General features: G+C 68.6%; 25 protein-coding genes and 1 pseudogene. 6 read left to right on the forward strand and 20 right to left on the reverse strand.

Features of this window, described 5'->3' with window-relative positions:
• The 8 genes from THITH_RS09195 to THITH_RS19240 form a co-directional block, all read right to left on the reverse strand.
• Positions 1 to 1137, reverse strand: a complete 1137-nt coding sequence (locus tag THITH_RS09195) for an isocitrate/isopropylmalate family dehydrogenase (RefSeq protein ID WP_006747351.1) — start codon at positions 1135 to 1137, stop codon at positions 1 to 3.
• Positions 1134 to 1748: a 4'-phosphopantetheinyl transferase family protein gene (locus tag THITH_RS17100; protein ID WP_006747350.1), complete on the reverse strand. Its 615-nt coding sequence runs from the start codon at positions 1746 to 1748 to the stop codon at positions 1134 to 1136. Before THITH_RS17100 ends, THITH_RS09195 begins: the two co-directional genes overlap by 4 nt.
• Positions 1745 to 3619 carry a non-ribosomal peptide synthetase gene (locus tag THITH_RS09205; protein WP_006747349.1) on the reverse strand — a complete coding sequence of 625 codons (1875 nt, stop codon included), beginning with the start codon at positions 3617 to 3619 and terminating at the stop codon, positions 1745 to 1747. The genes THITH_RS17100 and THITH_RS09205 overlap by 4 nt, the downstream gene beginning before the upstream one ends.
• Before the next feature lie 16 nt (positions 3620 to 3635).
• Positions 3636 to 4301, reverse strand: a complete 666-nt coding sequence (locus tag THITH_RS09210) for an acetyltransferase (protein WP_006747348.1) — start codon at positions 4299 to 4301, stop codon at positions 3636 to 3638.
• A gap of 299 nt (positions 4302 to 4600) precedes the next feature.
• On the reverse strand, positions 4601 to 5521 hold the full coding sequence (locus THITH_RS09215) for a hypothetical protein (RefSeq protein WP_006747347.1): 921 nt from the start codon (positions 5519 to 5521) through the stop codon (positions 4601 to 4603).
• Complete coding sequence (locus THITH_RS09220) at positions 5521 to 5958, reverse strand: phosphate-starvation-inducible protein PsiE (protein WP_006747346.1); 438 nt, start codon at positions 5956 to 5958, stop codon at positions 5521 to 5523. The genes THITH_RS09215 and THITH_RS09220 overlap by 1 nt, the downstream gene beginning before the upstream one ends.
• 114 nt (positions 5959 to 6072) lie before the next feature.
• Positions 6073 to 6894, reverse strand: coding sequence for a 23S rRNA pseudouridine(2605) synthase RluB (gene rluB, locus THITH_RS09225; RefSeq protein ID WP_006747345.1), 822 nt, complete (start codon positions 6892 to 6894; stop codon positions 6073 to 6075).
• An 83-nt stretch (positions 6895 to 6977) separates the two neighbouring features.
• Positions 6978 to 7184: a hypothetical protein gene (locus tag THITH_RS19240; RefSeq protein ID WP_006747344.1), complete on the reverse strand. Its 207-nt coding sequence runs from the start codon at positions 7182 to 7184 to the stop codon at positions 6978 to 6980.
• A gap of 249 nt (positions 7185 to 7433) precedes the next feature.
• On the opposite strand from THITH_RS19240, the pseudogene THITH_RS18510 reads away from it, so the two are divergent.
• Positions 7434 to 7517, forward strand: a pseudogene (locus THITH_RS18510) (molybdenum cofactor biosynthesis protein); the annotation flags it as partial.
• A gap of 32 nt (positions 7518 to 7549) precedes the next feature.
• Here THITH_RS18510 and THITH_RS09230 read toward each other — a convergent pair.
• The 7 genes from THITH_RS09230 to THITH_RS09260 form a co-directional block, all read right to left on the reverse strand.
• Positions 7550 to 7963, reverse strand: a complete 414-nt coding sequence (locus tag THITH_RS09230) for a phosphate-starvation-inducible protein PsiE (protein ID WP_006747343.1) — start codon at positions 7961 to 7963, stop codon at positions 7550 to 7552.
• Between the two features lie 215 nt (positions 7964 to 8178).
• Positions 8179 to 8865: an SMC-Scp complex subunit ScpB gene (gene scpB, locus THITH_RS09235; protein ID WP_006747342.1), complete on the reverse strand. Its 687-nt coding sequence runs from the start codon at positions 8863 to 8865 to the stop codon at positions 8179 to 8181.
• Entirely contained in the window at positions 8862 to 9689 is an 828-nt protein-coding gene (locus THITH_RS09240) for a segregation and condensation protein A (RefSeq protein ID WP_006747341.1), read from the reverse strand. Before THITH_RS09240 ends, scpB begins: the two co-directional genes overlap by 4 nt.
• 70 nt (positions 9690 to 9759) lie before the next feature.
• On the reverse strand, positions 9760 to 10977 hold the full coding sequence (locus THITH_RS09245; protein WP_006747340.1) for a tryptophan--tRNA ligase: 1218 nt from the start codon (positions 10975 to 10977) through the stop codon (positions 9760 to 9762).
• Positions 10978 to 11013: 36 nt separating this feature from the next.
• Positions 11014 to 12369, reverse strand: coding sequence for a DUF945 family protein (locus tag THITH_RS09250; RefSeq protein WP_006747339.1), 1356 nt, complete (start codon positions 12367 to 12369; stop codon positions 11014 to 11016).
• 31 nt (positions 12370 to 12400) lie between these two features.
• Complete coding sequence (locus THITH_RS09255) at positions 12401 to 13072, reverse strand: site-2 protease family protein (RefSeq protein WP_006747338.1); 672 nt, start codon at positions 13070 to 13072, stop codon at positions 12401 to 12403.
• Between the two features lie 96 nt (positions 13073 to 13168).
• On the reverse strand, positions 13169 to 13786 hold the full coding sequence (locus THITH_RS09260; RefSeq protein WP_006747337.1) for an L-threonylcarbamoyladenylate synthase: 618 nt from the start codon (positions 13784 to 13786) through the stop codon (positions 13169 to 13171).
• Positions 13787 to 13951: 165 nt separating this feature from the next.
• On the opposite strand from THITH_RS09260, the gene THITH_RS09265 reads away from it, so the two are divergent.
• Both THITH_RS09265 and THITH_RS09270 read left to right on the forward strand, forming a co-directional pair.
• Positions 13952 to 14251 (forward strand): YciI family protein, encoded by a 300-nt coding sequence (locus THITH_RS09265; protein WP_006747336.1) that lies wholly within the window; start codon positions 13952 to 13954, stop codon positions 14249 to 14251.
• Between the two features lie 65 nt (positions 14252 to 14316).
• Positions 14317 to 15138 carry a peptidylprolyl isomerase gene (locus tag THITH_RS09270; RefSeq protein WP_006747335.1) on the forward strand — a complete coding sequence of 274 codons (822 nt, stop codon included), beginning with the start codon at positions 14317 to 14319 and terminating at the stop codon, positions 15136 to 15138.
• Between the two features lie 56 nt (positions 15139 to 15194).
• Here the strand turns inward: THITH_RS09270 and ligA are convergent, their stop codons facing one another.
• From ligA to smc, 3 genes are read right to left on the reverse strand one after another with little or no spacing between them, the layout of a single operon-like run.
• Entirely contained in the window at positions 15195 to 17216 is a 2022-nt protein-coding gene (gene ligA, locus THITH_RS09275; RefSeq protein ID WP_006747334.1) for an NAD-dependent DNA ligase LigA, read from the reverse strand.
• Positions 17213 to 18259, reverse strand: coding sequence for a cell division protein ZipA (zipA, locus tag THITH_RS09280; RefSeq protein ID WP_408645264.1), 1047 nt, complete (start codon positions 18257 to 18259; stop codon positions 17213 to 17215). The genes ligA and zipA overlap by 4 nt, the downstream gene beginning before the upstream one ends.
• Positions 18260 to 18304: 45 nt before the next feature.
• Positions 18305 to 21796: a chromosome segregation protein SMC gene (gene smc, locus THITH_RS09285; protein WP_006747332.1), complete on the reverse strand. Its 3492-nt coding sequence runs from the start codon at positions 21794 to 21796 to the stop codon at positions 18305 to 18307.
• 98 nt (positions 21797 to 21894) lie between these two features.
• Here smc and queF point away from each other — a divergent pair, with 98 nt between their 5' ends.
• Both queF and THITH_RS09295 read left to right on the forward strand, forming a co-directional pair.
• Complete coding sequence (queF, locus tag THITH_RS09290; RefSeq protein ID WP_006747331.1) at positions 21895 to 22299, forward strand: preQ(1) synthase; 405 nt, start codon at positions 21895 to 21897, stop codon at positions 22297 to 22299.
• A gap of 22 nt (positions 22300 to 22321) precedes the next feature.
• Positions 22322 to 23602 carry an FGGY-family carbohydrate kinase gene (locus THITH_RS09295; RefSeq protein WP_006747330.1) on the forward strand — a complete coding sequence of 427 codons (1281 nt, stop codon included), beginning with the start codon at positions 22322 to 22324 and terminating at the stop codon, positions 23600 to 23602.
• A 76-nt stretch (positions 23603 to 23678) separates the two neighbouring features.
• On the opposite strand, the gene THITH_RS09300 is transcribed toward THITH_RS09295, so the two are convergent.
• Both THITH_RS09300 and ubiG read right to left on the reverse strand, forming a co-directional pair.
• Entirely contained in the window at positions 23679 to 24005 is a 327-nt protein-coding gene (locus tag THITH_RS09300) for a hypothetical protein (protein WP_006747329.1), read from the reverse strand.
• A 30-nt stretch (positions 24006 to 24035) separates the two neighbouring features.
• Entirely contained in the window at positions 24036 to 24791 is a 756-nt protein-coding gene (ubiG, locus tag THITH_RS09305) for a bifunctional 2-polyprenyl-6-hydroxyphenol methylase/3-demethylubiquinol 3-O-methyltransferase UbiG (protein WP_006747328.1), read from the reverse strand.
• Between the two features lie 150 nt (positions 24792 to 24941).
• Here ubiG and mtgA point away from each other — a divergent pair, with 150 nt between their 5' ends.
• Positions 24942 to 25715 (forward strand): monofunctional biosynthetic peptidoglycan transglycosylase, encoded by a 774-nt coding sequence (gene mtgA / locus THITH_RS09310; RefSeq protein ID WP_006747327.1) that lies wholly within the window; start codon positions 24942 to 24944, stop codon positions 25713 to 25715.
• Positions 25716 to 25739: the final 24 nt, after the last annotated feature.

Here is a 25739-nt window from a genome sequence, read left to right on the forward strand (position 1 = left end):
TCAGGCAGCCCTGTGAGCCGCGGCCTCGCGCCCTTCAAGCCGCGCCGACAAAGCTGCGCCGACGGCCCGGCCGAAGTCGCGCGTACCGACCACGGTCGACCCGGGTCCGGCGATATCCGGCGTGCGGATGCCGCGGGCGAGTGTATCGGCGATGGCGTGTTCCACACACGTGGCCTCGGTGTCGAGACCGAAGGCCTCGCGCAGCATCATCGCCAGCGACAGCATCTGCCCTACCGGGTTCGCGCGATCGCTGCCCGCAAGGTCGTGCGCCGCGCCATGGCCGGTCTGAAACACGCCGCGACCTTCCGGCGAGAAATTGCCGGAGAACGACATTCCGCGCGAGCCGAGCAGCACCGCACCGCCATCGGCCATCACATCCCCGAACATGTTCGGGGACACGACCACGTCGAATTGTCTCGGATCGGCAATGAGCTGGTAGACCGCGTTGTCGATCTCCAGTACCTGCATATGCACGCCAGCGGCATCGCAGCGCTCGCTGGCGATCTCTTCCCAGAGCGTGCTGATGGCGGGTACACCGCCGGGCTTGGTCGTAACGGTGACCCGCCCGCGCCGGGTCTGCGCAAGCCGCGCGGCGACATCGACGATGCGCGCGATCTGGGGCTCGCAGTAGCTGAACGCGTGGCGAGCCGTGCGGCCGCCCGCGGGCGCTTGCTCCATCGACCACTCACCCAGGTACATGCCGCCCGTGTTTTCGCGCACCGCAACGATGTCGACCCCCTCAAGCCGCTCGGGCCGAAGCGCGCCGGAGTCGGACAGCACAGGATGCGGGCACAGCGGAGTGAATTTGCAGAATAAATCGAAGCGTGCCCGCAATTCGTACACGAAGCGGTCTCCACCGGCGCCGCAGAACAGCGCGCCGCCGTCGGCGAAGACACCCTCACAGAAAGCGATCACCTCGTCGCTGAGACTCGCGCCATGGCGTGTCACAGCTGGCTTCCCGATCAGTCCGCCGTGTCGCAGTTCGACGCGTACGCCGGCTGCATCCGCGACGCGTTCCAGCAGATCGAGCGCGAGCGGAACGATCTCGGGTCCGATGCCCTCGCCGGCGAGAACCCCGACGACGAGTGACGTCTGACGCTCAGAACCTGGTTGTGGCAATGCGTGGCTGTATCTCATGCAAGCTCGAGGTCGGCAATGGGCGGGAGACCGCTACGGCGTTCTCCGATCGAAGTCCGGGGCTGGCTCCGGGCGATACGGTACCAGCGCGGCGCCATCAGCGGAACCTCGGATGCGATCGCGCCGACGATCGTCCCCAACGAAAACGACACGATCTGCCCTTCACGCCATGAGGCCGTTTCGCGTCGGCCGAAACCATGTCCTGCGCATTTCAATCGGGCCTCGAGCCGGGTCCATTCCCGGGCGAACGCTCGCGCGCGGCGTCCGGCTGGCAACGCGTGGATCCCCGCGGCCACGTCGGCTGCAAAATGCACGTGGGCGACGGCGCCGAGTTCCGGAAAGGCCTGCACCGCTTCGATGTCGACCCCGATCGGCTCGCCACCCGAGATGGCCAGAACGGTCCATCCTCCGGAATGCGATGTATTGAACGCGAGCGGTGCGGGATCACCCAGCATCGGTTTGCCGAAGCGGTTCCGGACGATCCGGATGTCTGCCGGCAGCACACCGAGGTAGCGCGCCAGGATCCCTGCACGCCATGGCGCCACCTCCTGTGCCTCGGCGTCGATCCACCACAGGTGCGGGATTCCGGGTGAAGGTAGACGCGGCATCATAGCCAGCCCAGATCGTGCAGCGCACGCTGGCGCACCTGATCGAGCGCTTCCGACGGCGACGGGTTCGTCGCTTCGCCGGATTCCAATACCGCTGCGAGCCCGGTGGCAGTCGGCGCGGCATAGAACGCCGACAGCGGCAGCCGGCGGTTGCACTCGGCCTCCACACGTGCAAGCACGCGTGCGGCCAGCAGCGAGTGCCCGCCCAGCGCGAAGAAGTCATCGTCGGGGCCGAAGTCGTCGCGCCCGAGCAGTTCGGCGAAGATACGGCCGATGCGGTCAGCAGTACTGCTCGGCGCCAGCAAACGGGCGGGTTGGCTGGTTTGCATGCAGGCCTCTGGACCCAGCGCGCCGCGGTCGACCTTCCCGTTGGCGGCCAGCGGCAGCGAGGAACGTGTCACGAAGGTCGATGGCACCATGTAGCCGGGGAGCTTCTTGCGAAGTTCGTGCCGGATGTCGGCCGCCGTCGCCCCGCGCACCGGCACCACGAAGGCGGTCAGGGATCGTTCGCCGGATGCGTCAGGATGAACCGCTACGGCGGCATCGTGCACTTGGCCGAGGGCGCGCAGTGCCGCCTCGATCGCCTGCACCTCGACCCGATAGCCGCGGATCTTGACGCGGTGATCCGCTCGGCCCACGAGTTGGAGCCGCCCGTCGCCAAGGAAACGTCCGATGTCGCCGCTGCGGTACAGGCGTCCTCCGGGGCGTTCCGGATCCGGCACCGTCGGCAGCGGCACGAGCCGGCCGTTGAGCCAGTATCCGGCGACGAGGCCATCGGCGCCGATGGCGACCTCGCCCGCTGCTCCACCCGGCACGGCGCGCCCGTCCGCGTCGAGCAGCCGCACAGTCTTGCCCGGCGCTACGACGCCGGCGGGCACGGCGTCGGCGTCGGCATCGATCGGCGTGTCGGAAAACAGGATGTTGCGCGCGACCATGCCGGCCTCGCTCATCGAATACCGATGAATGATGCGGCAGTCGTCGGGCAGGAGGCCCCGTGCGGTGCTCACATCCGAGGGGTTCAGCGCGTCTCCAGACAAACCAAGGGCACGCAGGCCGGCAAGCCGCGCGCCGGGTGCGAGCGAGCCCGCCAAGCTGCGAAACAGCGCAACTGGTGAGCGCAGGCAGCTGATCTGCTCATGTTGCAGCCACTCGGCAAGCCAGGTCGGGCCGCTGTGGCGCATGTCGTAGAGATGCAGCGAGGCACCGTTCAGCAACGCGTTGAACGTGTCCGAGATCGCTGCCGGAAAGCATAGTGACGTCAGCAGCGCGAGACGATCGCCACAGTCGATCGGGGTGTCGTCACGATCGGTCAGCGCACGGCGCAGGCTCAGCGACTGGCGCCAGAGCAAGCCCTTCGGCGCCCCGGTCGTGCCGGTCGTGTGAAACACGCCGAGCGGGCTGTCGGGCGAGGCGTCGAGGCCGGGTAACGACGTCTTCGGGAACTCCGGCAGCGTTTCGTCGATGATCACACGGCACGCCGGACCCGTGACCGCGGCGGCATCGGCGGCATGCGCACGATCGGCGATCAACAGATCACTGCCGAGGTTGTCCAGGATCTCGAAATTGCGCTCGGTCGGGAACCCCGGGTCCAGCACCGCGAAGCATCGGCCCGCGTACAAGGTGCCCAGGATCGCGCCGATCAGCTGCACGTCCTGACCGAACATCAACGCAACCGGCTGCCGCGTTCCGACGGGCTGGCGCAGCAACGCACGGGCGATGCGCACCGACTCGGCCTGCAGACGGGCGAAGGTCCACGCGGAGCCGGCGCTCGTCACGGCCAGCGCGTGTGGCATGTACGCCGCGATCTCGGCAATCCGTGCGGGAATCGAACGCTGAGGATCCAGCGGCGGAAGCATGCGGCGGGCTGCGGTCATTGTGTCCGCCATACGGTCAGGCCGGCTGTAGCTGGTCGCTGTCGATCGGCAACCGCTCGGCCGCCGGCGCCATGTATACCCCGCGTTCCACCGTGTCACCCAGCACCACCGCGCCGGCACCGACGACGCAGCGGGGTGCGACCTTCACGCGATTGCGCACCGTCGAATGGATGCCGAAGTAGCAGTACGGTCCGATCTCGACCTGGCCGGCCAGGTGCACACCCGCCGACAGGTGGCAATGGCTGGCGATCACCGTGTGATGGCCGATCAGGCTGCCGGCGCCGATGAACACGTTGTCCCCGATGCGCGCAAAGGGCTGGATGATCACATTCTCGTTGATGCGACAGTTCTCGCCTACGATCAGTCCGTCCCACAGCGACGCCCGGGGATGAACGTAGCTCGCCAGCCGATACCCCATTTCACGCGCCTCCTGGAACCGTTCCGCGCGCAGCCGGTTCACGCGTACGTAGCCGATCGCAATCATGAGTTCGTGTTTATCCGGCGGAAACGCCTGCGCGATGTCGTTCCAGGGTACGACCGGAAGCCCGCAGCACCAGCCGTCGCCAACGAATTCGCGGTCGACGGTGAAACCGGCGATTTCGTAATCGGTATGACGGGAAAACTGGTGGTGCAGCACCTCGGCGACGGCGCCATTACCGAACAGGACAAGCTTGCGGGGCATGATTTTCTGCAGGGTGGAGTCAGGCGGTCTCCAATCTAGCACGGGGGTCACGCTACTTCACGGGATCCCGTACTCACGCTCCCCCCCGACCAGTCGGGCGGTTCCAATGAACCCCTGGAGTCTGCACTCCGCGGGCCAAACTACCACGGATCCCCGATGGGTAACGCCGACCGTGCACGCATGAACAACCGAGGCGCTGCGACCTTGCTTCGACTCGGATCACGGGATCGGCGGACCATACTGGCGCCGCAGACCCAGTCCCGGCATACGCCCCGCCCGCTGCCCGCGCGCGTCCCGGATCAGACGGCCGGCAGGCCGAGCGGACGCGGGCGGCGCCAGAACCGGCGCCAGTCGGCGCGCGCCACCCGAACCCGCGCGGTGCCGGGGTCGTGGATCCGGACCTCGGTCACGGCACCGCGGCGCAGGCGCTCGATGTGCTGGCGCAGGATCTCCTCCGACAGCGAATGCAACAATATTTCCACGCGTTCCGCCGTCGCCGCGGCCGCGAGCGCATCGACCATCACGAGATCGGCGCGCGCGTCGAGCGGATCGGCGGTCCAGTCGACTGCCGCCTGCTCCGCCAGCCACTGCGCGAGCAGCCCGCCACCGGCCACCCGGCGGATCGCCGGTGCGGTGCGCTGCACGCCCGGAGACCAGAACCACAGCCCGTGGACCGGCGTTCGCCCCTGCGCGCTGCGCTCGCGATTGACCGGGTGCTCGAACCAGAGCATCTGCACCGCATTGCCGAGCACCTGCAGCCGGCGGGCCGCGGCGTTCGCGAGGCGCGGCGCCGCCATCGGCCGGCCGAGGCCCGCCGATGGCGGCGGCCCGTCCCAGCCGTCGTCGCCGTCGAATTCCAGTTCGCGGATTCCAGTAAACGCCTCGCGATGCCGGCAGCCGGCTCGCTCAAACTCGGGGAGCGCGGCGTCCCAAAGCGCCCGTGATTCCCCGGCGGTCAGGTCCAGCGCCGCCGACGCGACCAGGTCGTTCAGCCCCGGGGTCAAGCTGACCGGAAACGCCAGCAGGCGCTGCCGATCGCGCTCGCCCCGCGCGTATCCCAGCCGGGCGGCCAGCACCTCTTCCCACCCCCGCTCGCCGCTTTGCTCGAACCGCCCCCGACCGAGCACCCGGGACAGCGTGGGTGGCGTTGGCGCGGCTGGATCTCGTCGTTCCGGAACGTCACACCAAAGCCCCGGGACCAGGATTTCCACCCCCGACATCAGCTGTCACGCCGTTCCCTGTAGGTCAGCGGCGGCTCGGCGCCGTCGCCCTCGTCGGTATAGGGGAACCGGATGTGCCCGTAGCGCAGCACCAGGATCGCGATCGTGATCAGCAGGATTGCCAGCGACACCGCGAGCATCGCCCAGAAATCCATCGCCTTCATGTCGATGATGATGTAACGGGCCAGAGCGACGATCGCGATGTACAGCGGCAGGCGCACCGGCAACCGGCCCGACTTGAGATAAATCCCGACCATCGCGAGCACTTCCAGGAAGATGAACAGCAGCAGGAGGTCCGCCAGCGTAACCTCGAGGGCGCGCACCATCAGCGCGATTTCCTGCAGGATCGCGATCACCGTCGCGACCGCGATCACGGCCAGCACCGCGACCTCGGTCACATGCAACGCCCTTTTGCCGGTTTTCTGGAAGTCGATCATTGCCCCCCCTTTGCACATGCCCGTGACGGCGGTCGACGATCGTCAGCCGCCCAAGACCACAGTGTAGCGTGCGCGTCTGCACCGGATCCTGCAGCGGCAGCCCGGACCTGACGCTCAGCGGCTTCGCTTCGTGCCGCCGCGCACCCGCTTGCCACCTGCACGCGGGCGCGCACCGGGCCGCCCGCGACCGGCGCGAGCGGCGCGCGGGCGCGGCAGTCCGGCGGCGGTGTAGAGCGCCGCCACCTCCTCCGCGGCGAGATCCCGGAACCTGCCGGCGCGCAGGCCGTGGCCCAGCGCCACGGGTCCGTAGCGGATCCGGATCAGGCGGCTGACGGTGCATCCCGCGGCCTCCCAGAGGCGGCGCACCAGACGGTTCCGGCCTTCGGCGACCGTGACGTGAAACCAGCGATTCGCGCCCTCGCCTCCGGCCTCGGCCAGCGTCTCGAAACGCGCCGGTCCGTCCTCCAGTTCGATTCCGGCCAGCAGTCTCTGCAGGGTCTCGGCCGGAACCGCCCCCAACACGCGCACTGCGTACTCGCGTACCAGCGCCTGCGCCGGATGCATCAACGCATGTGCAAGATCGCCATCGGTGGTGAACAGCAACAGTCCCGAGGTGTTCAGGTCCAGCCGCCCGACCGAAACCCAGCGCTGACCGCGCAACCGGGGCAGCGCCGAGAATACGGTGCTCCGGCCTTCGGGATCGGAGCGACTGCAGATCTCCCCTTCCGGCTTGTGATAGGCGATCCAGCGGTGCGGCCGATCCTCGCCGCGCAACACCCGCCCGCGCACGCGAATCTCGTCCCCGGCCTGCACCTGATCCCCGAGCGCGGCGACCCGGCCGTTGATCATCACCTCGCCGTTGGCGATCCAGACTTCGATCTCGCGCCGCGATCCCAGCCCGCGGGCCGCGAGGTACTTCTGCAAGCGTTCTGCCATTTCGAGGGTCGTGCCGGCTGACTATGATGGCTGCGACGATACACGAAAAGGACACCGCCATGACCGATGCCTTCACCGCACTGCTAACTGCCATGACCCGTGTGGCCACCCCCGATGATGAAAGAGGCGTAGGGCGGAAAAGGCCGAAGGCCGTCATCCGCCAGCTGGCGCCGGGGTTGCCGCAGGCGCCAAGCAGGCGCGAACGCCGAGCGGCGGATGACGCTGTGCTTTTCCGCCCTACGGGTCGCCCGGGACACGAGACAGGCCGTGACTTTCACGCTAACTGTCATGGCGCGGGCAGCCACCCCCGATGATGAAAGAGGCGTAGGGCGGAAAAGGCCGAAGGCCGTCATCCGCCAGCTGGCGCCGGGGTTGCCGCAGGCGCCAGGCAGGCGCGAACGCCGAGCGGCGGATGACGCTGCGCTTTTCCGCCCTACGGGTCGCCCGGGACACGAGACAGGCCGTGACTTTCACGCTAACCGTCTCCGACAGCCGCGACCTGGCCGACGACAGCTCCGGCGCAACGCGGGTCGAATTGCTGGACGCGGATCATCGAGGCGCAGCTGGATGCGCGCACGCGCCCCTGCAATCTCACCATGCTGATGCCGCGTCTGCGGGAATGACTTGAGCTCTTGCGCGTCGGGCCGGATGGGGGTCACTCCTTTTGTTCGTCATCCTGCCCGAACCAGACCTCGCAGCCGCGCAATACCAACACCCCCAGCGTGAGCAGGAAGATCGCGCCGACCAGGGTCAGCACCGTGCTGTTATCCATCGTCTTTGCATCCACCACCAGCACGCGGGTCAGCGCGGTGATCGCGATATAGACCAGGAAGCGTACCGACAGGCGATTGGTGCGGAAATAGATCGCGACCATCGCCGCCAACTCGATCAGCAGGAACAGCATCAGCACATCGCCGAGGCCAGGCCCGCCCTGCATTACGAACCCGGTGACCTCCAGGATCGTCGCCCACAGGATGCCGAAGCCCGCGATGAACAGCAGCCCCAGCTTGAAGATCTCGGCCATCATCAGGCCGACCCGTTTGGGCAGCACGAAGCTCTTTTCCGACATGATCTGGACGCCCCCCTGAAGTCCGTGTACTTGCTGACGCCGGGAGCGGCCGCAGGCGCGACGGTTGCGCGCCCGAATACCGGATACTCCCGCGATGCACCCGCTCCCCCACGCCCGGGCGGTCCCCGGGGCAAAGCGGTACTGGCATGCAGGACTATAGTCGAACTGCGCGGCCGCCGCGGGGCGTAATCGACGACCCCGCGCCCCGGAACGCGCTAGTGCGGCTGCTCGGGGGGTGCATCCGGGCCGGCGGGAACGTCCGGATCCTGCGCCGGATCGTCCGCCGGCGGCGCGATTCGGGCGCGTTCCGCGTCGGGGAGCTCCACACCCGCGGGCAGGTCGGCCAGCTCGCGCAGCGCGTCGAGCGGCGGCAATTCGTCGAGCCGATTCAGGCCGAGGTCATCGAGGAAGGCCCGTGTCGTGGCGTACAACGCCGGCCGGCCCGGCACCTCCTTGTGACCGACCGCGTGCACCCAGCCACGCTCGGTCAGGGTGCGCATGATCTGGGTGCTGACCGCGACTCCCCGAATCTCCTCGATCTCGGCACGGGTCACCGGCTGTCGATAGGCGATGATCGCCAGGGTCTCGAGCAGCGCCCGCGACAGCCGGGCCGGTCGTTCCGGCTGCGCGGCCTGCACCACCGTCGAAAACCGCTCGCGCACCCGGAACCGATAGCCGCCGGCCGATTGCACCAACTCGATCGAGCGCTCCCGGTAGGATTCGGCGAGGCGTTCGAGCGCTGTCTCGATCTCTGCCCGACCGATGCCTTCCAACGACGCGCAGGCGGCCTGGAGTTCCTTCATCGATACCGGCTCGAGGGCCGCGAACAGCACCGCTTCGAGCAGCAACTCCAGACGGTCGTACGACCCGGTTTCATCGGCTCCGGGGAGCGCCTCGTTCATGCCGCGTCCTCTGCTTGCCGGCGCCGCACGCGGATCGGGCCGAACGGCTCGCCCTGTCCCCATTCGAGCAAGCCGGCCTTGCTGAGCTCGAGCACCGCGAGAAACGCCACCACCACGCCAGGCCGGCCTTCGCTGCTCACCAGCAGGCTGACGAAATCGACGAACTCGTCGTGATCGAGGCCCTCGAGGATGCGCGTCATGCGCTCGCGCACCGACAACGCCTCCGCGCTGATCTGGTGATGCGCGCTGAGGCTGGCCCGGCGCAACACGCCCGCCAGCGCATCGAGCAGATCCTCGAGCGCAGGCGCCGGCGCCGGCGGCCCGCTCAGCGCATCCCGGGAAGCACTGGCGTGAAAGTAGTCGCGTTCCAGGCGCGGCAGCGCATCCAAGCGCTGTGCCCCAGTCTTGAACCGCTCGTATTCCTGCAACTGCCGGATCAGCGCGAGCCGCGGATCCTCCTCATCGTCGTCGCCTGCACTCGGGGGGCGAGGCAGCAGCATGCGCGACTTGATCTCAGCCAGCAGCGCCGCCATCACCAGGTATTCGCCCGCCAGTTCCAGGCGCAACGCCTGCATCACTTCGATGTAGGCCATGTACTGGCGGGTGATCTCGGCGATCGGGATTGCCAGGATGTCGAGATTCTGGCGCCGGATCAGGTACAGCAACAGATCCAGCGGCCCCTCGAACGATTCGAGGAAGATCTCCAGCGCGTCCGGCGGGATGTACAGGTCGGTAGGCAGCTCCCCGAGCGGCTCGCCGTTGACCCGGCAGGCCCAATCGGCGCCGACCTCGGCCTCGGGATCCTCCAGAACCTCGGCGGTCATGCCGGGTACGCCCCCGGTGCCCCGGCCAGGGCCCGACGCTGCGCGTGACGACCGACCTGCGGCGAGGATGTCACCGCAGGTAATCCAGTCCCATCGCCCGGCGCACTTCGTCGAGCGTCTCCCGCGCCTCTTCGCGCGCAGCCTCGGATCCCTCGTTGATGATGCTGCGCACCAAGCCCGGATCCGACGCATATTCGCGCGCGCGTTCCTGGATCGGCGCGAGCTCCGCGAGCACGCCTTCGATCAGCGGACGCTTGCAGTCGAGGCAGCCGATCCCGGCGGTTCGGCAGCCGTGCGCGAGTTCGATCCGGGTCTCCTCCGGCGTATAGACCTGGTGCAGCCCCCAGACCGGACATTTGTCGGGGTCGCCGGGGTCGGTGCGCCGCACCCGCGCCGGGTCGGTCGGCATGGTCCGGATCTGCATATCCACTTGGGCCGGTTCGGAGCGCAGGCTGATCGCGTTGTTGTAGCTCTTGGACATCTTCCGCCCGTCGAGGCCCGGCATTTTCGCGGTCGGAGTCAGCATCGGCTGCGGCTCGGGCAGGATGATCTTGCCGCCCCCCTCGAGGTAGCCGAACAGGCGTTCGCGGTCGGCAAGCGAGAGGTTCTGCTGGCCCTCCAGCAGCGCCCGCGCGACATCCAGCGCCTCTTCTTCGCCTTGTTCCTGGAAACGCTTGCGCAGATCCCGGTAGCGCCGGGCCATCTTCTTGCCCATCTTGTCGACGGCCGCCTCGGCCTTGTCGGCAAAACCCGGCTCGCGTCCGTACAGGTGATTGAAGCGCCGGGCGATCTCCCGGGTCACCTCGAGGTGGGCGACCTGGTCCTCTCCAACCGGAACCAGGCCGGCCCGATAGGCAAGCACGTCCGCGCTCTGCAGCACCGGGTAGCCCAAAAAGCCATAGGTCGCCAGATCCCGTTCGCGCAGCTGCTCCTGCTGATCCTTGTACGTGGGCACGCGCTCGAGCCAGCCCAGCGGGGTAATCATCGAGAGCAGCAGGTGCAGCTCGGCATGCTCGGGCACCCGGGACTGCACGAACACGGTGGCGGCACTGGGGCTGACACCCGCTGCGAGCCAGTCGATGACCATGTCGGTCACATGCTGGCCCAGATCCAGGGGCGCCTCGTAATGGGTGGTCAGTGCGTGCCAGTCGGCGACGAAGAAGAAGCATTCGTAGCTGTGCTGCAGTTCCAGCCAGTTCTTCAGAACACCGTGGTAATGCCCCAGATGCAAACGCCCGGTCGGCCGCATGCCCGACAGCACACGCCGGTTCGAACCCTGATTGCTCACGAAAACGCCCTTTTACGATGAAATCACAGCCGGGTATTAGAACATGCCGCCGGCCGCGCCGAACACCAGCGCCAGCAGCAGCGCCGTCTGGTCGCGCCCGTTGACCGTCAATCGCCCGCCTTCCAGCTGCAGCCGGCTGTTCAGAACGCCGTTGCGCTGGCGGATCCACTGCTTCTCGGTGCCCTGTTCCAGCCAGTCGCGGAACGCGGTGACCTCGGCGTCGTCCAGCAGCGCGCGCTCCTTCAGCCAGTCGCTCATCTCGCCGATCAGTTCCACCCCCAATTCCATGTCCAGGCTGGCCGCCAGCGACTCGAGCGGCCGCCTCGCCAGCAGATCGGCATCCCCACGCAAGCCGAGATCCAGGTCCAGCCGCAGCCGCTTCTCCGGTTCGGTATTCAATCGCAGTTCGCCGAAGACGACCGGATCGTGCGCGATCATCTGCTGCAAGCCCTCGAGCAGAATGGCCGCGACCAGCCCCGACCGTGCCGTAGGATCGGCGGACGCGAACGGCAGGTGCTGCAGATCGTCCAGCAGGCGCAGCACCGTCGGACGGTGCCAGCGCAGGGCGTTCAGATGCGACTCCAGCGCGAACAGTTCCAGCGAACCGGAACGCAGCCGTTCGGTACGCATGCGTATCACCTGGTCGATATGCTTGGGGGTCGAATTCTGCCAGGCACTGAGCTGCAACTTGTCCGCGGCCAGCGACTCGACCTCGCCGTGTTGGAATCGCAGCTGCCCCACGCCGAAGCTCAGGTCATAGTCCGGCAGCCGCCCGTAGCGGCCATCCGGCCCCGGATGCACCAGCAATCCGTAGTGCAGATGTCCCAGGTCGAGGCGCTTCCGTCCCTCCGCCACGGCAGCGCCATCGGTGTCGAAGCTCAGCAGCAGCCGCTCCGGAGAATACGACACGCCGCCCTGGCCCGCGCCCAGCTCCAGCTGCAATGTGTCGTTTTCCCCGTGACCGGCAGCGCCGAGTTGCAGCCGCACCGGACGGCTGGACAGCCGCGAACTCAGCCCGCCGCCCAATCCCACCCAGGTTTCCGCACGCGGGGCGGCCTGCGCGATGGCATCTTCCAGCGCCAGCGGCAGACCCTGCCCGACCCGCGAATCGGCCAGCTCGGTCTTCACCGTGGCGCCGAGCAGCCGGTGTCGGATCCTGTGATCCAGCACCAGTTCGAACTCGATGTCGTCACTGCGAAACTCCAGCACGCTGCTGGCCCGCGCCCGGTAATTCTCGCGCTCGTAGCTTCGAATCGCGTGGTGCACGCGAACGTCGCCCAGCTGCGACGACTGCGGCTCGCGCAACGTGTTCTCGACCTGCACCCCCACATACACCGGCCAGGCCACCGCCACCACGGCCAGGAACAGAATCGGTATCACGATCTTACGCACAGACGACTCCTGGAGAATGGCGAGCGCGGCATCAGATCCCCGCGAAGGGTAGCCCGACGCCGGCGCTGATGACATCCATGAAGAACGAGTACACCGGCCCGATCACCGTGCCGAGCAGGCCGGTCACCAGCAGTGCGAGGACGATCAGCAACCCGTAGGGCTCGATGCGTTCGAACTGGCGGGCGGCACGCGCCGGCAGGAAGCCCGCCACCACCCGCCCACCGTCCAGCGGCGGCAGCGGGAGCAGATTCAGCACCATCAGCAGGATATTGATCGCGATGCCCGCCATCCCCATGTAGACCAGTGCCAGGCTGTAGGCATGGTCCACTGCCAGGCCGACCTTGATCACCAGCGCCCAGCCGACCGCCATCAGCAGATTGGCCAGCGGACCGGCCACCGCGACCACCGCCATGTCGCGCTGTGGGTGCCCGAGGTTGCGGGTATTGACCGGAACGGGCTTGGCCCAACCGAACACGAACGGCGGCCCCGGGGTCAGACTGCTGATGGTGAGCAGGCCCAGCGGAACCGCGATGGTCCCCACCGGATCGATGTGCTTCAGTGGGTTGAGCGTCAGCCGCCCCAGCATCGCCGCAGTGGTATCGCCCAGCGCACGGGCCACATAGCCATGCGCGGCTTCATGCACCGTGATCGCGAACAGCACGGGCAAGGTCCAGATCGCGATGGCCTGTATCAACGATTCCATCTTCGGAGTATACCCAACCCGCTCAACGACCCGGCATTACCATCAGGACCGTTCCAGCGGCATCGACGTTCCCAACCGCACCGCCGCTCCCCCGCCTCAATCGAGAAAAGCGACCGGGCCCAGCCCCGGGCGCAGCACCTCGGGTGCCGGACCGGTCAGGTCGATCACCGTGGTCGCCTCCAGGGTCCCGGCCCCGCTGTCGACGATGGCGTCCACCTGGCCGCCCAGCCGCTCGGCCATCTCCCAGGGTTCGCTGAGTGGGTGCTCATCCCCGGGAAGCTGCAGTGTCGCCGACATCAGCGGCGCGCCGAGTTCGGCCAGCAGCGCCTGGGCCACCCGGCTGTCGGGAACGCGCAGGCCAACGGTACGCCGCTTCGGATGCTGGAGTCGCCGCGGCACCTCGCGGGTGGCGGGCAGGATGAAGGTGTACGGTCCGGGTGTGAGCGTCTTCATCAGGCGGAACGCCGAATTGTCGACCTTGGCGTAAAGTCCCAGCTCCGAAAGGTCGCGGCACAGCAGCGTCAGGTGGTGACTCTCGTCGACCTGACGCAGGCGGCGGATACGCTCGGCTCCGGACTTGTCTCCGATCATGCAGGCCAGCGCATAACAGGCATCGGTCGGCAGCGCGATCACGCCTCCCTGCTCCAGGCGCTCGATCGCCTGCCGTACCAGCCGCAGCTGGGGATTCTCCGGGTGTATCGTAAGAACGTTCATGCACTAGGATCGACGGGTGTTCGGCGCACGAGTATACCAGCCGGTGTGCGTTTGCCGCCGGCCGCCGCGCATGGCGCCCGGGCAACGGCCATGCGGAAGGCTTGTATAATGCCGCGCACCCGGCCGCACCCGGCCGCCCCTGCAGTTTGCTGGAGAGTGTCCGCTATGCTTTACGCGATCATCGGTCAGGATACCCCCGACAGTCTGGAACGCCGGCTTGCCGCCCGCCCGGAGCACCTGGCTCGGCTGGAAGCGCTTCGCGATGCCGGCCGCCTGTTGCTTGCGGGGCCATTTCCCGCGATCGACGGTCCCGATCCGGGTCCGGCCGGCTTCACCGGCAGCCTGATCGTGGCCGAGTTTCCGTCGCTGGAAGCGGCGCAGGCCTGGGCCGACGCCGATCCGTATCGCGCCGCCGGTGTGTACCGCGAAGTCACGGTGCGGCCCTTCAAGCGCGTACTGCCCTGAATCGCGCTGCCTCCGCCCGTCCCGGCACGCGGCGGCGAATGCCCCTGTCCTGGAGATTCCTGCATATGCCCCCCGTTCTCGCACCTGCTGCCGCAGCATTGCTGATGCTTGCACTGACCGCCTGCGAACGCGCCGAACCGCCTCCGGAACCCGTGACTTTGGACGCCGATGCGGTCGCGATCGTCAACGACACCCCGATCACACGCGCCATGCTCTTCGCCTATGCCGGGCTCGACGCCACTGCCGACATGCCGGGAATGGAGAACGTGCTGGACGAGGTCATCAACCTGGAGCTGCTGCGCCAGCAGGCGGTGGCCCAGGGGATCGACCAGGAACACGAGGTCCGGATGCTGCTGCAAAGCATCGAGACCAACCTGCTCGCGTCGCAGGTGATCGAGCGCCATGCCGAGTCGATGCAGTTCAGTGAAGCCGAGATCCAGGCCGAGTACGACGACCAGGTCGCCGCGATGGATCCGATCGAGTACCGCGCCAGCCACATCCTCGTCGACAGCGAGGACGCGGCCGCGGACCTGATCGCCCAGCTCCGGGACGGCGCCGATTTCGCCGAACTCGCGATGGCGCATTCGGTCGATGCGTCGTCCGAGCGCGGCGGGGATCTCGGCTGGTTCGCGCCCCGGCAGATGGTCGCGCCGTTCGCGGAGGCGGTGGCCGATCTCGAGCCGGGCCAGCACACGCAGGAACCGGTGCAGACGCGGTTCGGCTGGCATGTGATCCGCCTCGACGAGCTGCGCGAGATCGCGCCGCCGCCGCTGGACGAGGTGCGCCCCGAGATCGAGGAAATCCTGCAGGGCCGCGCCTTGCGCACCTATATGGACGAACTCCGGGCCGCGGCCCGGGTCGAGTTCCCGGAGCACCCGGAACCCTAGGGCCGCTAGCTTCACCGGAACAAGGGTCGCCGCGCTGGCCGACGCCCCGGAGGGTGTCAGCCGATCAACTCTCGAAGCGCGGCCTCGTCCAGCACCGGAACGCCCAGGGCCTCGGCGCGCGCCCGCTTGGATCCCGGACTGGCGCCGGCGATCACCGCGGTCGTCTGCCGTGAGACGTTGCCGGTGACCTTCGCGCCCAACGCCTGCAGGCGCTCGCTCGCCTGCTCGCGCGTCATCTCCTCGAGGCTTCCGGTCAACACGTAGGTATGCCCCTCGAGCGGCCGTACGCCCGTATCCGCCGGCTCGGACTCGGACCAGTGCACGCCGGCAGCGCGCAGGGCGGCGATCACCTCGCAGTTGTGGGGCTCCGCGAAAAAGCTCGCGACATGCCGCGCGACGACCGGACCGACATCGCGGATCGATTCCAATTCCTCCACCGAGGCCTGCATCAGCGGTTCCAGTGCGCCGAAATGCGCGGCCAGCGCACGCGCAGTCACCTCGCCGACCTCGCGGATCCCGAGCGCGTAGACGAACCGGGCCAGGGTCGTTTCCCGGGCCTGTTGCAGCGCCCGCTCGAGATTCTGCGCCGATTTCGGCCCGATACGCTCGAAGACCTCGAGTTGCCCGGCATCGAGCGCGAACAGCTCGGCCGGGTTGGCCACCGTACCCGACGCAACCAGCTGCTCGATCAGCCGTTCCCCGAAGCCCTCGATGTCCAGCGCCTTGCGCGAGACGAAGTGGCGAAGCGCCTCGCGCCGCTGCGCCGGACAGACCAGACCGCCGGTGCAGCGCGCCACCGCCTTGCCGTCTTCCTGCTCCACCCGAGAGCCGCACTCGGGGCAGGCAGCGGGCAGTTCGATCGCCTGCGTCTGCGGGTCGCGCTCGCCGCCCGCGCGCCCGACCACCTCCGGGATCACGTCGCCGGCCCGGCGGACCACCACGCGGTCGCCGATGCGAACGTCCTTGCGTGCAACCTCGTCCATGTTGTGCAGCGTGGCATTGCTGACCATCACCCCGCCGACCAGCACCGGCTCCAGCCGCGCCACCGGGGTCAGGGCCCCCGTGCGCCCGACCTGGAAATCCACCGCGACCAGCCGGGTAGTGCGCTCCTCGGCCGGGAACTTGTACGCAATCGCCCAGCGCGGTGCGCGGGCCACGAACCCGATGCGCTGCTGCGCCTCCCGCGCATCGACCTTGAACACCACGCCGTCGATGTCGTAGGGCAGTGCCGCGCGGCGCTGCGCCAGCTCCCGGTAGTACGCGAGCGCGGCGTCGACCCCCGAGACCCGGGCCCGCTCGGGGCACACCGGGATCCCGAGCGAACCGAACCAGTCGAGCACGGCGGATTGCGTCTCCGGCAGCGGGTAGTCGCCCACCGCACCCGGACCATAGGCGAAGAAGCTCAGCGGCCGGCTTGCGGTCACCGCCGGATCGAGTTGGCGCAGGCTTCCGGCCGCGGCATTGCGCGGATTCATGAAGCCACGTTCGCCGGCGTCCTGCAGGCGTTGGTTCAGGCGTTCGAAATCCCGGCGGCGCATGAACACCTCGCCACGCACCTCGAACTCGTCCGGCCACTGCGATCCCGACAACGCCAGCGGAATCGCGCGCACGGTGCGCACGTTCCCGGTCACGTCCTCGCCGGTCTCGCCATCGCCGCGCGTGGCCGCCCGCACCAGGCGACCGTCCCGATAGAGCAGGCTGATCGCGAGCCCGTCGAGCTTGGGCTCGGCCATGTAATCGACCGCGGCATCCGCGTCGAGGCGCTCGCGGACGCGCCGGTCGAACGACCGGATTTCGTCTTCGGAGAACGCGTTGTTCAGCGACAGCATCGGCAGGCGATGCCGCACCGCTGTAAACCCGCCGGTGAGCGCTCCGCTGACCCGCTGGGTCGGCGACTCCGGCACCACCAGTTCCGGATGTTCGGCCTCGAGCCGCTGGAGCTCCCGGAACAGCTGGTCGTACTCGGCGTCGCTGACCTCCGGGTCGTCCAGCACGTAATAGCGCCAATCATGATGCGCGATCCGTTCACGCAATTCCGCGGCCCGGCGGGCGGGCGCGGCGTCCGTGAGGGACGTCACCGGTCGGCCTTGCGCCGCAGCAGGTCGGGGCGATGCCGCAGCAGCCACTGGTTCATGTCCTCGCGCATGTGCGCGAGGGTCTGGTTGGTCGCGGTCGACTGCTGTGCATCCAGAATGCTGCCACCGAGGTCACGCGCAAGCACGTGGCTGGTCTCCAGCAGCGCCTCGAAGGCGCGATGCGGGTGCTCGCAGGCATGCAGCTGCAGGAACAGCGTGATGCCGGGCGTCATCATGTTCGCGATGTCGTCGTCGGTCAGCGTTCCCGGAGCGACCATGTTGGCGACGCTGAACAACGGCGCACCGCCCGCCGAGGCCTCGTCGTCACGGTAGTGATAGATCGCCATCTCGCCGAGCGCCAGGCCGGCACGGCGAAGCGCGGCACCGAGCGCGACCCCGGTGAACGGACGGTTGCGGGGAGCGACGACGTGCAGCACCAGGATTTTTTCCCGATGCTGCCCCCGGGCCAGCGGATTGCGGCCGACTACCCGCGGTTCCGAGACGTCGTCGTGGGGCGATGCCCAGCGCCGCTCGGGCGTGCCCGCGGCGCGTTCTTCCTCGGCCTGAGCCGGCGGAGCACCCGCCTCCTGCAGGCCGCCCAGCGCGCTCAACCGCCGTCGCAATCCCGCCAGCAACGATGCCCCGGGCGTGGCAGCCGCCGGGTCCGGTTCCAGCTGCGCCCGTGGCGGCTCCGAGCCGGTGGTTTCAGGTGGCGGCGGCAGGTCGCGCTCCGGAGCAGCGCGGTCCGGCACAGCGGATGCCGGACCATTCCCGGCCGCGTCCGGCCATGGCTCGGGCTCGACCCCCAGTGCCGCGGGCCGCGATGGCCGATCGCCAGGCTCGCTTTCCAGCAGGCGTTCGAAGTCCTCGCCGCTGCCGCCCAGCGTGGGCTCGATCTCGTGCCCGTTGCGATGGGCCCGGATGTGCACGGCCCCTTCATCGCCCCAGTCATCGTCGTCGCCGCCACCGGAGCTCGCCCGCAGCCCGCGCGTGCGCAGCCGATGCGCGATCCAGATCCCCGCGACCAGGCCCACTCCAATAATCAACAAACTGATCCGCAACCAATCCACCAGGAAGACCTCTCGTGTCCTTCAGGCCTCGGCCAGTTCCACCGCGGCATCGATATCCACGCTGACCAGGCGCGACACGCCCGGTTCATGCATGGTGACGCCGATCAGCTGCTCCGCCATGGCCATCGTCGTCTTGTTGTGCGTGATGAAGATAAACTGGATCCGCTCCGACATATCCTGCAAGAGCGCACAGAATCGACCGACATTGGCCTCATCCAGCGGGGCATCCACTTCGTCGAGCATGCAAAACGGCGCCGGGTTGAGTTCGAAGATCGCGAACACCAGCGCGGCCGCGGTCAGCGCCTTTTCGCCTCCCGACATCAGGTGGATGGTCGAAAGCCGCTTTCCCGGCGGCCGGGCCATGATCGCCACGCCGGTGTCGAGGAGGTCGTCGCCGGTGAGTTCGAGCCGCGCCTCGCCGCCTCCGAACAGGCGCCGGAACTTGTGCCCCAGCCCCTCGTTGACCTGTTCGTAGGTCTGCCGGAACAGCGCCCGGGTTTCGCGGTCGATCTTCTGCATCGCGCCCTCGAGCGTTTCGAGCGCGGTGATCAGGTCGTCGTGCTGCTCCCTGAGATAGCGGCTGCGTTCGACCAGGCTGCGCGCCTCCTCGATCGCGGCGAGGTTGATCGGACCCAGGCGTTCGATCTTCCGGTCCAGGATCGCGACCGTCTCTTCCCAGGCCGGGATTGCCGCATCCTCCGGCAGATCCGCGCCCAGTGCCTCCACCTCGAATCCGCTTTCGCCGAACTGGCCCGCCAGCTGTTCCTGCTGCACGGCCAACTCGCGCAGCTGCAGCCTGCGCTCCTCGCAGCCCGCCCGCCCCTGTTCCACTTGTCCGGCGAGTTCGCGGAGATCCGCGGCCAGTTGCCGCAGTTCGGCGTCGCAGGCATCGAGGTCCGCGCGCGCATCGGCAAGCGCCCGTTCCGATTCCTGGCGCTGTTCGAGGCGCTGCTGCAGATCGTTGCGCCATCCGTCCAGCGGCGCCAGGCGCCCGATGCGCGCATCCTGCAGCTGGGCCAGCCGCTCGCGATCCTGCGCGCGCTGCTGTTCGAGACGTTCGACTTGCCCCTGCTCGATGGCCACGCGGTGCCGGGCCTCCTGCACCGCCAGGCGCATCGCGGACGCACGGTCCCGCGCCTGCTGCGCCGCGGTCCGGGCCTCCCGCTGGCGGCGCTCGGCCTCGGCCACCTGTTGTTCCAGCCGCTCCCGGTCGCGATCGAGCCCCTCCAGGCGGGACAACGCCTCGTTGCGTTCCGCCAGCGCCTCGTCGCGCTGCTCCGACGCGCGTTCGATCTCGTCCTCGAGTTCCGCGATCTCCTGGTCGAGGCGCCGGCGCCGCTCGTCCGCCTGCCGGGCCCGCTCGCGCAGGCGCTGCAGCTGTGCGTCGAGACGGCTGGTTTCGCGCTGGCTCTCGCGCAGCCCCGACTCGGTCTGTTCGAGATCGCCCTCGAGGCCGTGCAGCACCTCCCGGAGTTCGTCCAGGCGCGCGCTGAAAGCCTCGCCCTGCGCCCGCAATTGCGCCGCTTCCTGCTCGAGGCTGCGCTCCAGCCGCAGCCGCTCGATCACGCCCTCGACCTGCCGATCGACCGTGCGATGACAAAGCCAGCCCGGACCGATCCAGCTGCCGTCCGGGGTCACGACGCTCGTTCCCGCAGCCCCCCCCGCAGCGAGCCGCGCCCGCGCCTGGTCCAGCGTTGCGGCGCATTGCACCGTGGCCAGCAGCGCACGCAGCGCGTCAGGGGCACGGACACGGGCCGCGAGCGAGTCGTCGGGAAACGACGCGGCGCCGACACCCGGATCCAACGCCCGGAACGCTGCTTCAGGGAGCGCCGGCGGCAGTTCGGCCAGCGATGCGAACACGGCCTCGAACCATTGTCCCAGCACGACCTCGACCGCCGCCTCCCAACCGGGATCGACGTCGATCTGCGCTGCGACCCGGCGCCCGGGATCGATTCCGTGCTCCTGTGCCCAGCGGGCGAAGGCCGCGCGGTCTTCGTCCCGATCCAGCCCCGGGAGGATCTTCAGCGACGCCAGCTGCCCGGCGATTTCCCGCGCCCTGCGCTCGGAATCGTGGAACCGCTCCTGTTCCGCCTGCAGTTCGGAGCGCCGTTCCGATAGCGCGTCGCGGAGCGCGGCGCGGCGCTCCTGCAACTGTTCGTACCCCTGCGCCGCGACGGCCAGCTCGCCTTCGGCCTGTTCGAGGTCGGCGCTGCCTTCGGCGGAGGGCAGCCGCTCGCGTTCCTCGCGCAGGCGTTCGTGCCGCAGGCGCGCCCGCTGCAGCAGTTGATCGGCGTGGTCCATCCGGGTACGCGCCACCTGTGCCGCCTGCTGCGGCTCAGCCATCGCCCGGTGCCACTGCGAGCGTTCCTCGCGTGCCGCCTGCAGCGCCTGTTCGGCGGTCTCCGACGCCTTCTCGGCGAGTTCCTGCGCCGCGACGGCCGCCTCGCAGTCCAGGTCGTGCGCCTCGATCGCCGCCTCGGCCTCCTGGACGCGGCTTCGGGCCTCTTCCGCGGACTGCGCCGACGCCTGGACCCGGGCCTCCAGCTGCGCCTGTTCGCGCGCCTCGCGCTCGAGTTCGGCCTCGGCGTGGCGGATCGACTGTTCGAGCCGGGAGACGTCCGCCGACACGTCGTAGAAGCCGGCCTGCGCCGCCTGCTGCGCCTGCTCGAGTTCCACCCGGCGCAGGCGCAGTGCTTCGCTCTCGGTTTCCTTCTGCTGCGCGCGGGCCTGCAGACCGGCCAGCGCCGTCTCCGCTGCCACCAGTTGCAGGCGCTCGGTCTCCATCCGCTGTTCCAGCGCCCGCAGACGCAACAGCAGAAGCTCGGCCCGGCGCTGGCGCCGCTGCGCGGCCAGTTCCTGGTACTTCTCGGCGATCTCGGCCTGGCGGGTCAGCTTGCCGGCCTGGCGATCGACCTCCTCGCGGACATCGTCGAGCCGCTCGAGGTTCTCGCGAGTGTGCCGGATCCGATTCTCGGTCTCGCGCCGGCGCTCCTTGTACTTGGAGATACCGGCCGCTTCCTCGAGATAGACGCGCAGTTCCTCGGGGCGCGCCTCGATCAGCCGCGAGATCATGCCCTGCTCGATGATCGCGTAGCTGCGCGGCCCCAGGCCGGTCCCGAGAAAGAGATCGGTGACGTCGCGCTTGCGCGCGCGCTGGCCGTTCAGGTAGTACTTCGACTGACCGTCGCGGGACAATGCCCGCCGGACCGAGATCTCGCCAAAACCGCTGTACTCCCCGCCCAGCCGGCCTTCGCTGTTGTCGAAGAACAGCTCGATACTGGCCTGCCCCACGGGTTTGCGCGAAGCCGATCCGTTGAAGATCACGTCCTCGCTCGAGTCCCCGCGCAGATGCTTGGCCGAGGACTCGCCCATCACCCAGCGCACCGCATCGATGGTGTTGGACTTGCCACAGCCGTTCGGCCCCACGATGCCGACGCGGTTGCCGGGCAGCATCAGTGTGGTGGGATCCACGAAAGACTTGAATCCGGCCAGTTTTATGCGGGCGAGTCGCACGGGTGGGTAGGGTCCGATGGGGACAAGAGGTAGAATCTTACATGGTTCGGCCCCGGTTTGACCCGGCTGCCGAGAACTCTCGAGCCCAAGGATCCCCGATGCCCAGTGCACCCAGCAAGACCCTGGACACCTTCCCGAACCCACAGCCCGCCCGCGATTACACCATCCACATGCGCATCCCGGAATTCACCTGCCTGTGCCCGGCGACGGGCCAGCCGGATTTCGCCGAGCTGCACCTGGAATACGTTCCGGACCTGACCTGCGTCGAACTGAAATCGCTGAAGCTGTACATCTGGTCCTACCGCAACGAGGGGGCCTATCACGAGGCGGTCACCAACCGCATTCTGGACGACCTCGTCGCCGCGATCGACCCCCGGTTCATGCGCCTGACCGCGGATTTCAACGTGCGCGGGGGGATCTTCACCCAGGTCGTGGCCGAACATCGCGCTCCGGGCTGGACGCCCGCGGCTGCGGTCGAACTCCCGCAGCCGATTCCGCGCTGAACACCGCACGGCGCCGACCCGGATGAACGCGGTTCCGGGACATTTCGTCGGTCTGGATCTAGGCACCTCCGGCGTGCGCGCGGTGGCGCTGGATGCGGCCGGCCGCCCCGTGACCTCGCTGCGCCGCAACTGGAGCGACGCCGAGCGCAGCGGCCGCGATCCCGGGGCCTGGTGGGACGCGGTACGGGGCCTGCTCGGCCAGTTGGGCGCGCGGCTGCCCGCCGGCCCTGTGGCGATCGCGGTGGACGGCACCTCGGGTACGCTGCTGGCGGTCGACCGCGACGGCCAGCCGCTGGGGCCGGCGCTGCTCTACCACGACGCGCGGGCGCGGGCGCAAGCCGCGCGGCTGGCCGCCCTGGCCCCGCGCGAGAGCGCGGCCCACGGCGCTGCCTCCTCGGCTGCGAAACTGCTCTGGCTGCGCGACCAGGGGCTGCCGCGCGAAGCGGCGCGGGTGTTGCACCAGGCGGAATGGATCAGCGGCGGTCTGCTCGGCCGATACGACCGCGGCGATGCGAACAACGCGCTGAAGCTCGGATACGACGCAGCCGAGGATCGCTGGCCCGACTGGTGGCTGGCCGAACTGGGACCTGTCGCCGGCCTGCTGCCCCGAATCGTGCCTGCCGGCACCGTCGTCGGCCGCATCGATCGGGCCGTGGCCCGGAGCACCGGGCTGCATCCGCTGAGCCGGATCGTCGCGGGCACCACCGACAGCATCGCCGGCTTTCTGGCCACCGGGGTCGACGACCTGCACACGGGCATCACCAGTCTGGGCAGCACGCTGGTGCTGAAACAGTGGTCGGCCCAGCCGGTGTTCGACCCCGACACCGGCGTCTACAGCCATCGCGTGCTGGGCCGCTGGCTCGCCGGCGGCGCATCGAACACCGGTGGCGCGGCGCTGGCGGTGCACTTCACCCCGGCGCAGATCGCCGAATTGAGTCTTGCGATCGACCCGCACCAGGATTCCGGGCTCAGGTACTACCCGCTGCCCCGCCCCGGCGAGCGGTTTCCGGCGAACGACCCCGGGCGGATTCCGGAACTGAGCCCCCGCCCGGCCGACGACGCGCGATTCCTGCACGGCCTGCTGGAAGGCATCGCACGGATCGAGGCCGCCGGCTACGCGCATCTGACCCGGCTGGGCACCGCACCGGTAGCGAGGATCGTCACGGTCGGGGGCGGCGCCGCGAACCCCCAATGGACCGCGCTGCGTGCATGCGTGACCGGGGTACCAGTACGCAGCGCCGCGCAGGAGGAAGCGGCCCACGGTGCGGCGTTGCTCGCCCGCCGCGCCTTTCTCGAAGGTTGAAACGCCAGCGAATGCAGGGGTTTGCGCAGCCGGGACCGAAGCGTTTGCAGCCGCACCGAACCCGCACAGGCGCTGGTCAGGCGTGGCCGACTGGCATCTCCTGATGGCGTGCGTGCTGAAGCGACCGCAGCGCCTGTTCCATGACCTCGAGCGCGAGCCGGCGCGTCAGTTCGGGGTCGGCCGGAATCATCTCTGTGCGCACGGCCATCGCCATCGCCAGCGCCTGCAGCAGATCCCCGTTGCGGGTCTCACCCAACAGTGCGATCTCGTGGTTCAGCGTGTGCAGGATCCGGTCCAGCAGCTGGTGCACGCGGGTCGCGGATCCCGTCTCGGGGTGCAGTCGAAACTCGAACGAAATCGCGTCGCCGCCAGGCGTAGTGAATTCGTAGGGAAGAAAATCCATGGTGTACTCCAGAATCGGGAAATCGGTGGCTCAGGACACGGCAGGAAGCCGCGCCATCAGCATGTAGTTCACGCCTTCGTAGCGGATCAGGCGCATGCGCCGGGTAAGCGGGTTCACCCCGACTCCGGAACGCGCGACGATCCGGCAACCCGCGGCCTGCAGCGGATCGGTCAATTCTTTCGGGCGCACGAATCGGCGCCACTGGTGGGTTCCGCGCGGCAACAGGCGGAACAGGTACTCGGCGCCTATGATACCGGCCACGAAAGACGCCAGGGTACGATTCAACGTAGCGAGCACCAAGAACCCCTCCGGACGCACCCGAGACAGGCACTCGCGCAGAAAGGCCTGCGGGTCGACCACGTGTTCGATCACCTCCAGATTCAACACCACATCGAATCCGTTCTCGTCGAGGTGCTCGAGGGCGATCGGACGGTAGCGGATCGACAGCCCCTGCGCCTCGGCATGATCGCGGGCGATGGCGATATTGCGCGGCGCCACGTCGATTCCCAGCACCTCGGCCCCGTGGCGGGCCATGCTCTCGGACAGGATGCCGCCGCCACAACCCACGTCAAGCATGCGCAGGCCGCGTAGCGGCTCCGCGGCCGAGGCATCACGCTCGAGTTCGCGCGCCAGCTGCTCGACGATCCATCCGCTGCGCACGCGATTGAGCACGTGCAGCGGCCAGAACGGACCCTGTGGATCCCACCAGTTCGCGGCGAGCCGCTGATACCGGGCCACCTCTTCGGGGTCTACGCTGGGTGCAGATATCGGATCCGTGCTCGGCATGATCGGCCCTCGAGGTAACGGTCGCCACCGCTGTGGATTCAGTCCGGATCGGCGCGCGTTAGTTCACCCTCGAGAACCGCGGTCAGGCGCAACCGCCGAACCTGCCTGCGCGCCGCCAGGAACAGGACGCGGATCTGGCAGAATGGCCGCATGAAGCGCTACCGGTCGCAGAAGCGGACCCGCAGAAGCCCGCGCACGCGAAGGCGTCCCAGCCTGCGCCGGCGGCTGGCCCGCGCACTCGTCGCGTTGTTCGCGTTCCTGCTCCTGTTGACCGCGCTGATCGTGCTGCTGTTGCGCTGGGTCGATCCGCCCTATTCGATGTACATGCTCAGTCAGGGCGCCCCGGGGACCGTTCCGACGCTGCGCACCACCTGGCAGCCGCTGGAAACGCTACCGGCTCACCTGCCGCTGGCCGTGGTCGCCGCCGAGGACCAGCGCTTCCCGCAACACCGGGGTTTCGACTGGGTATCGATCCGACAGGCAGTGGAGCAGCGACTGGACGGCGGGTCGCTGCGCGGGGCCAGCACCATCAGCCAGCAGGTCGCGAAGAACCTGTTTCTCTGGCATGGCCGCAGCTTTCTGCGCAAGACCGTCGAGGCCGGATTCACGCTGGCCATCGAGGCCCTGTGGCCCAAGGCGCGGATCCTCGAGGTATACCTCAACCTTGCCGAGTGGGGCCCTGGAGTCTATGGCATCGAGGCCGCCGCCGGTTATCACTACGGCATTCCGGCGCGGTCGCTGAGCCGAGAACAGGCCGCCGCGCTGGCCGCGATCCTGCCCAGCCCGCGCAATTGGTCACCGACCTCCCCTTCGGAGTCCGTCGCGCGGCGCCGCCAGTGGATCGAACAGCAAATGCATCAGCTCGGCCCTGGCTGGCTCGATCCGATACGGGTCGATGCGGCCGTTCCCGCTCATGGGTCGTGAGGGCGGTAACGGAGCGACAGCACG

Origin of the sequence: Thioalkalivibrio paradoxus ARh 1 (genome assembly GCF_000227685.2) — a bacterium.
GTDB lineage: Bacteria > Pseudomonadota > Gammaproteobacteria > Ectothiorhodospirales > Ectothiorhodospiraceae > Thioalkalivibrio > Thioalkalivibrio paradoxus.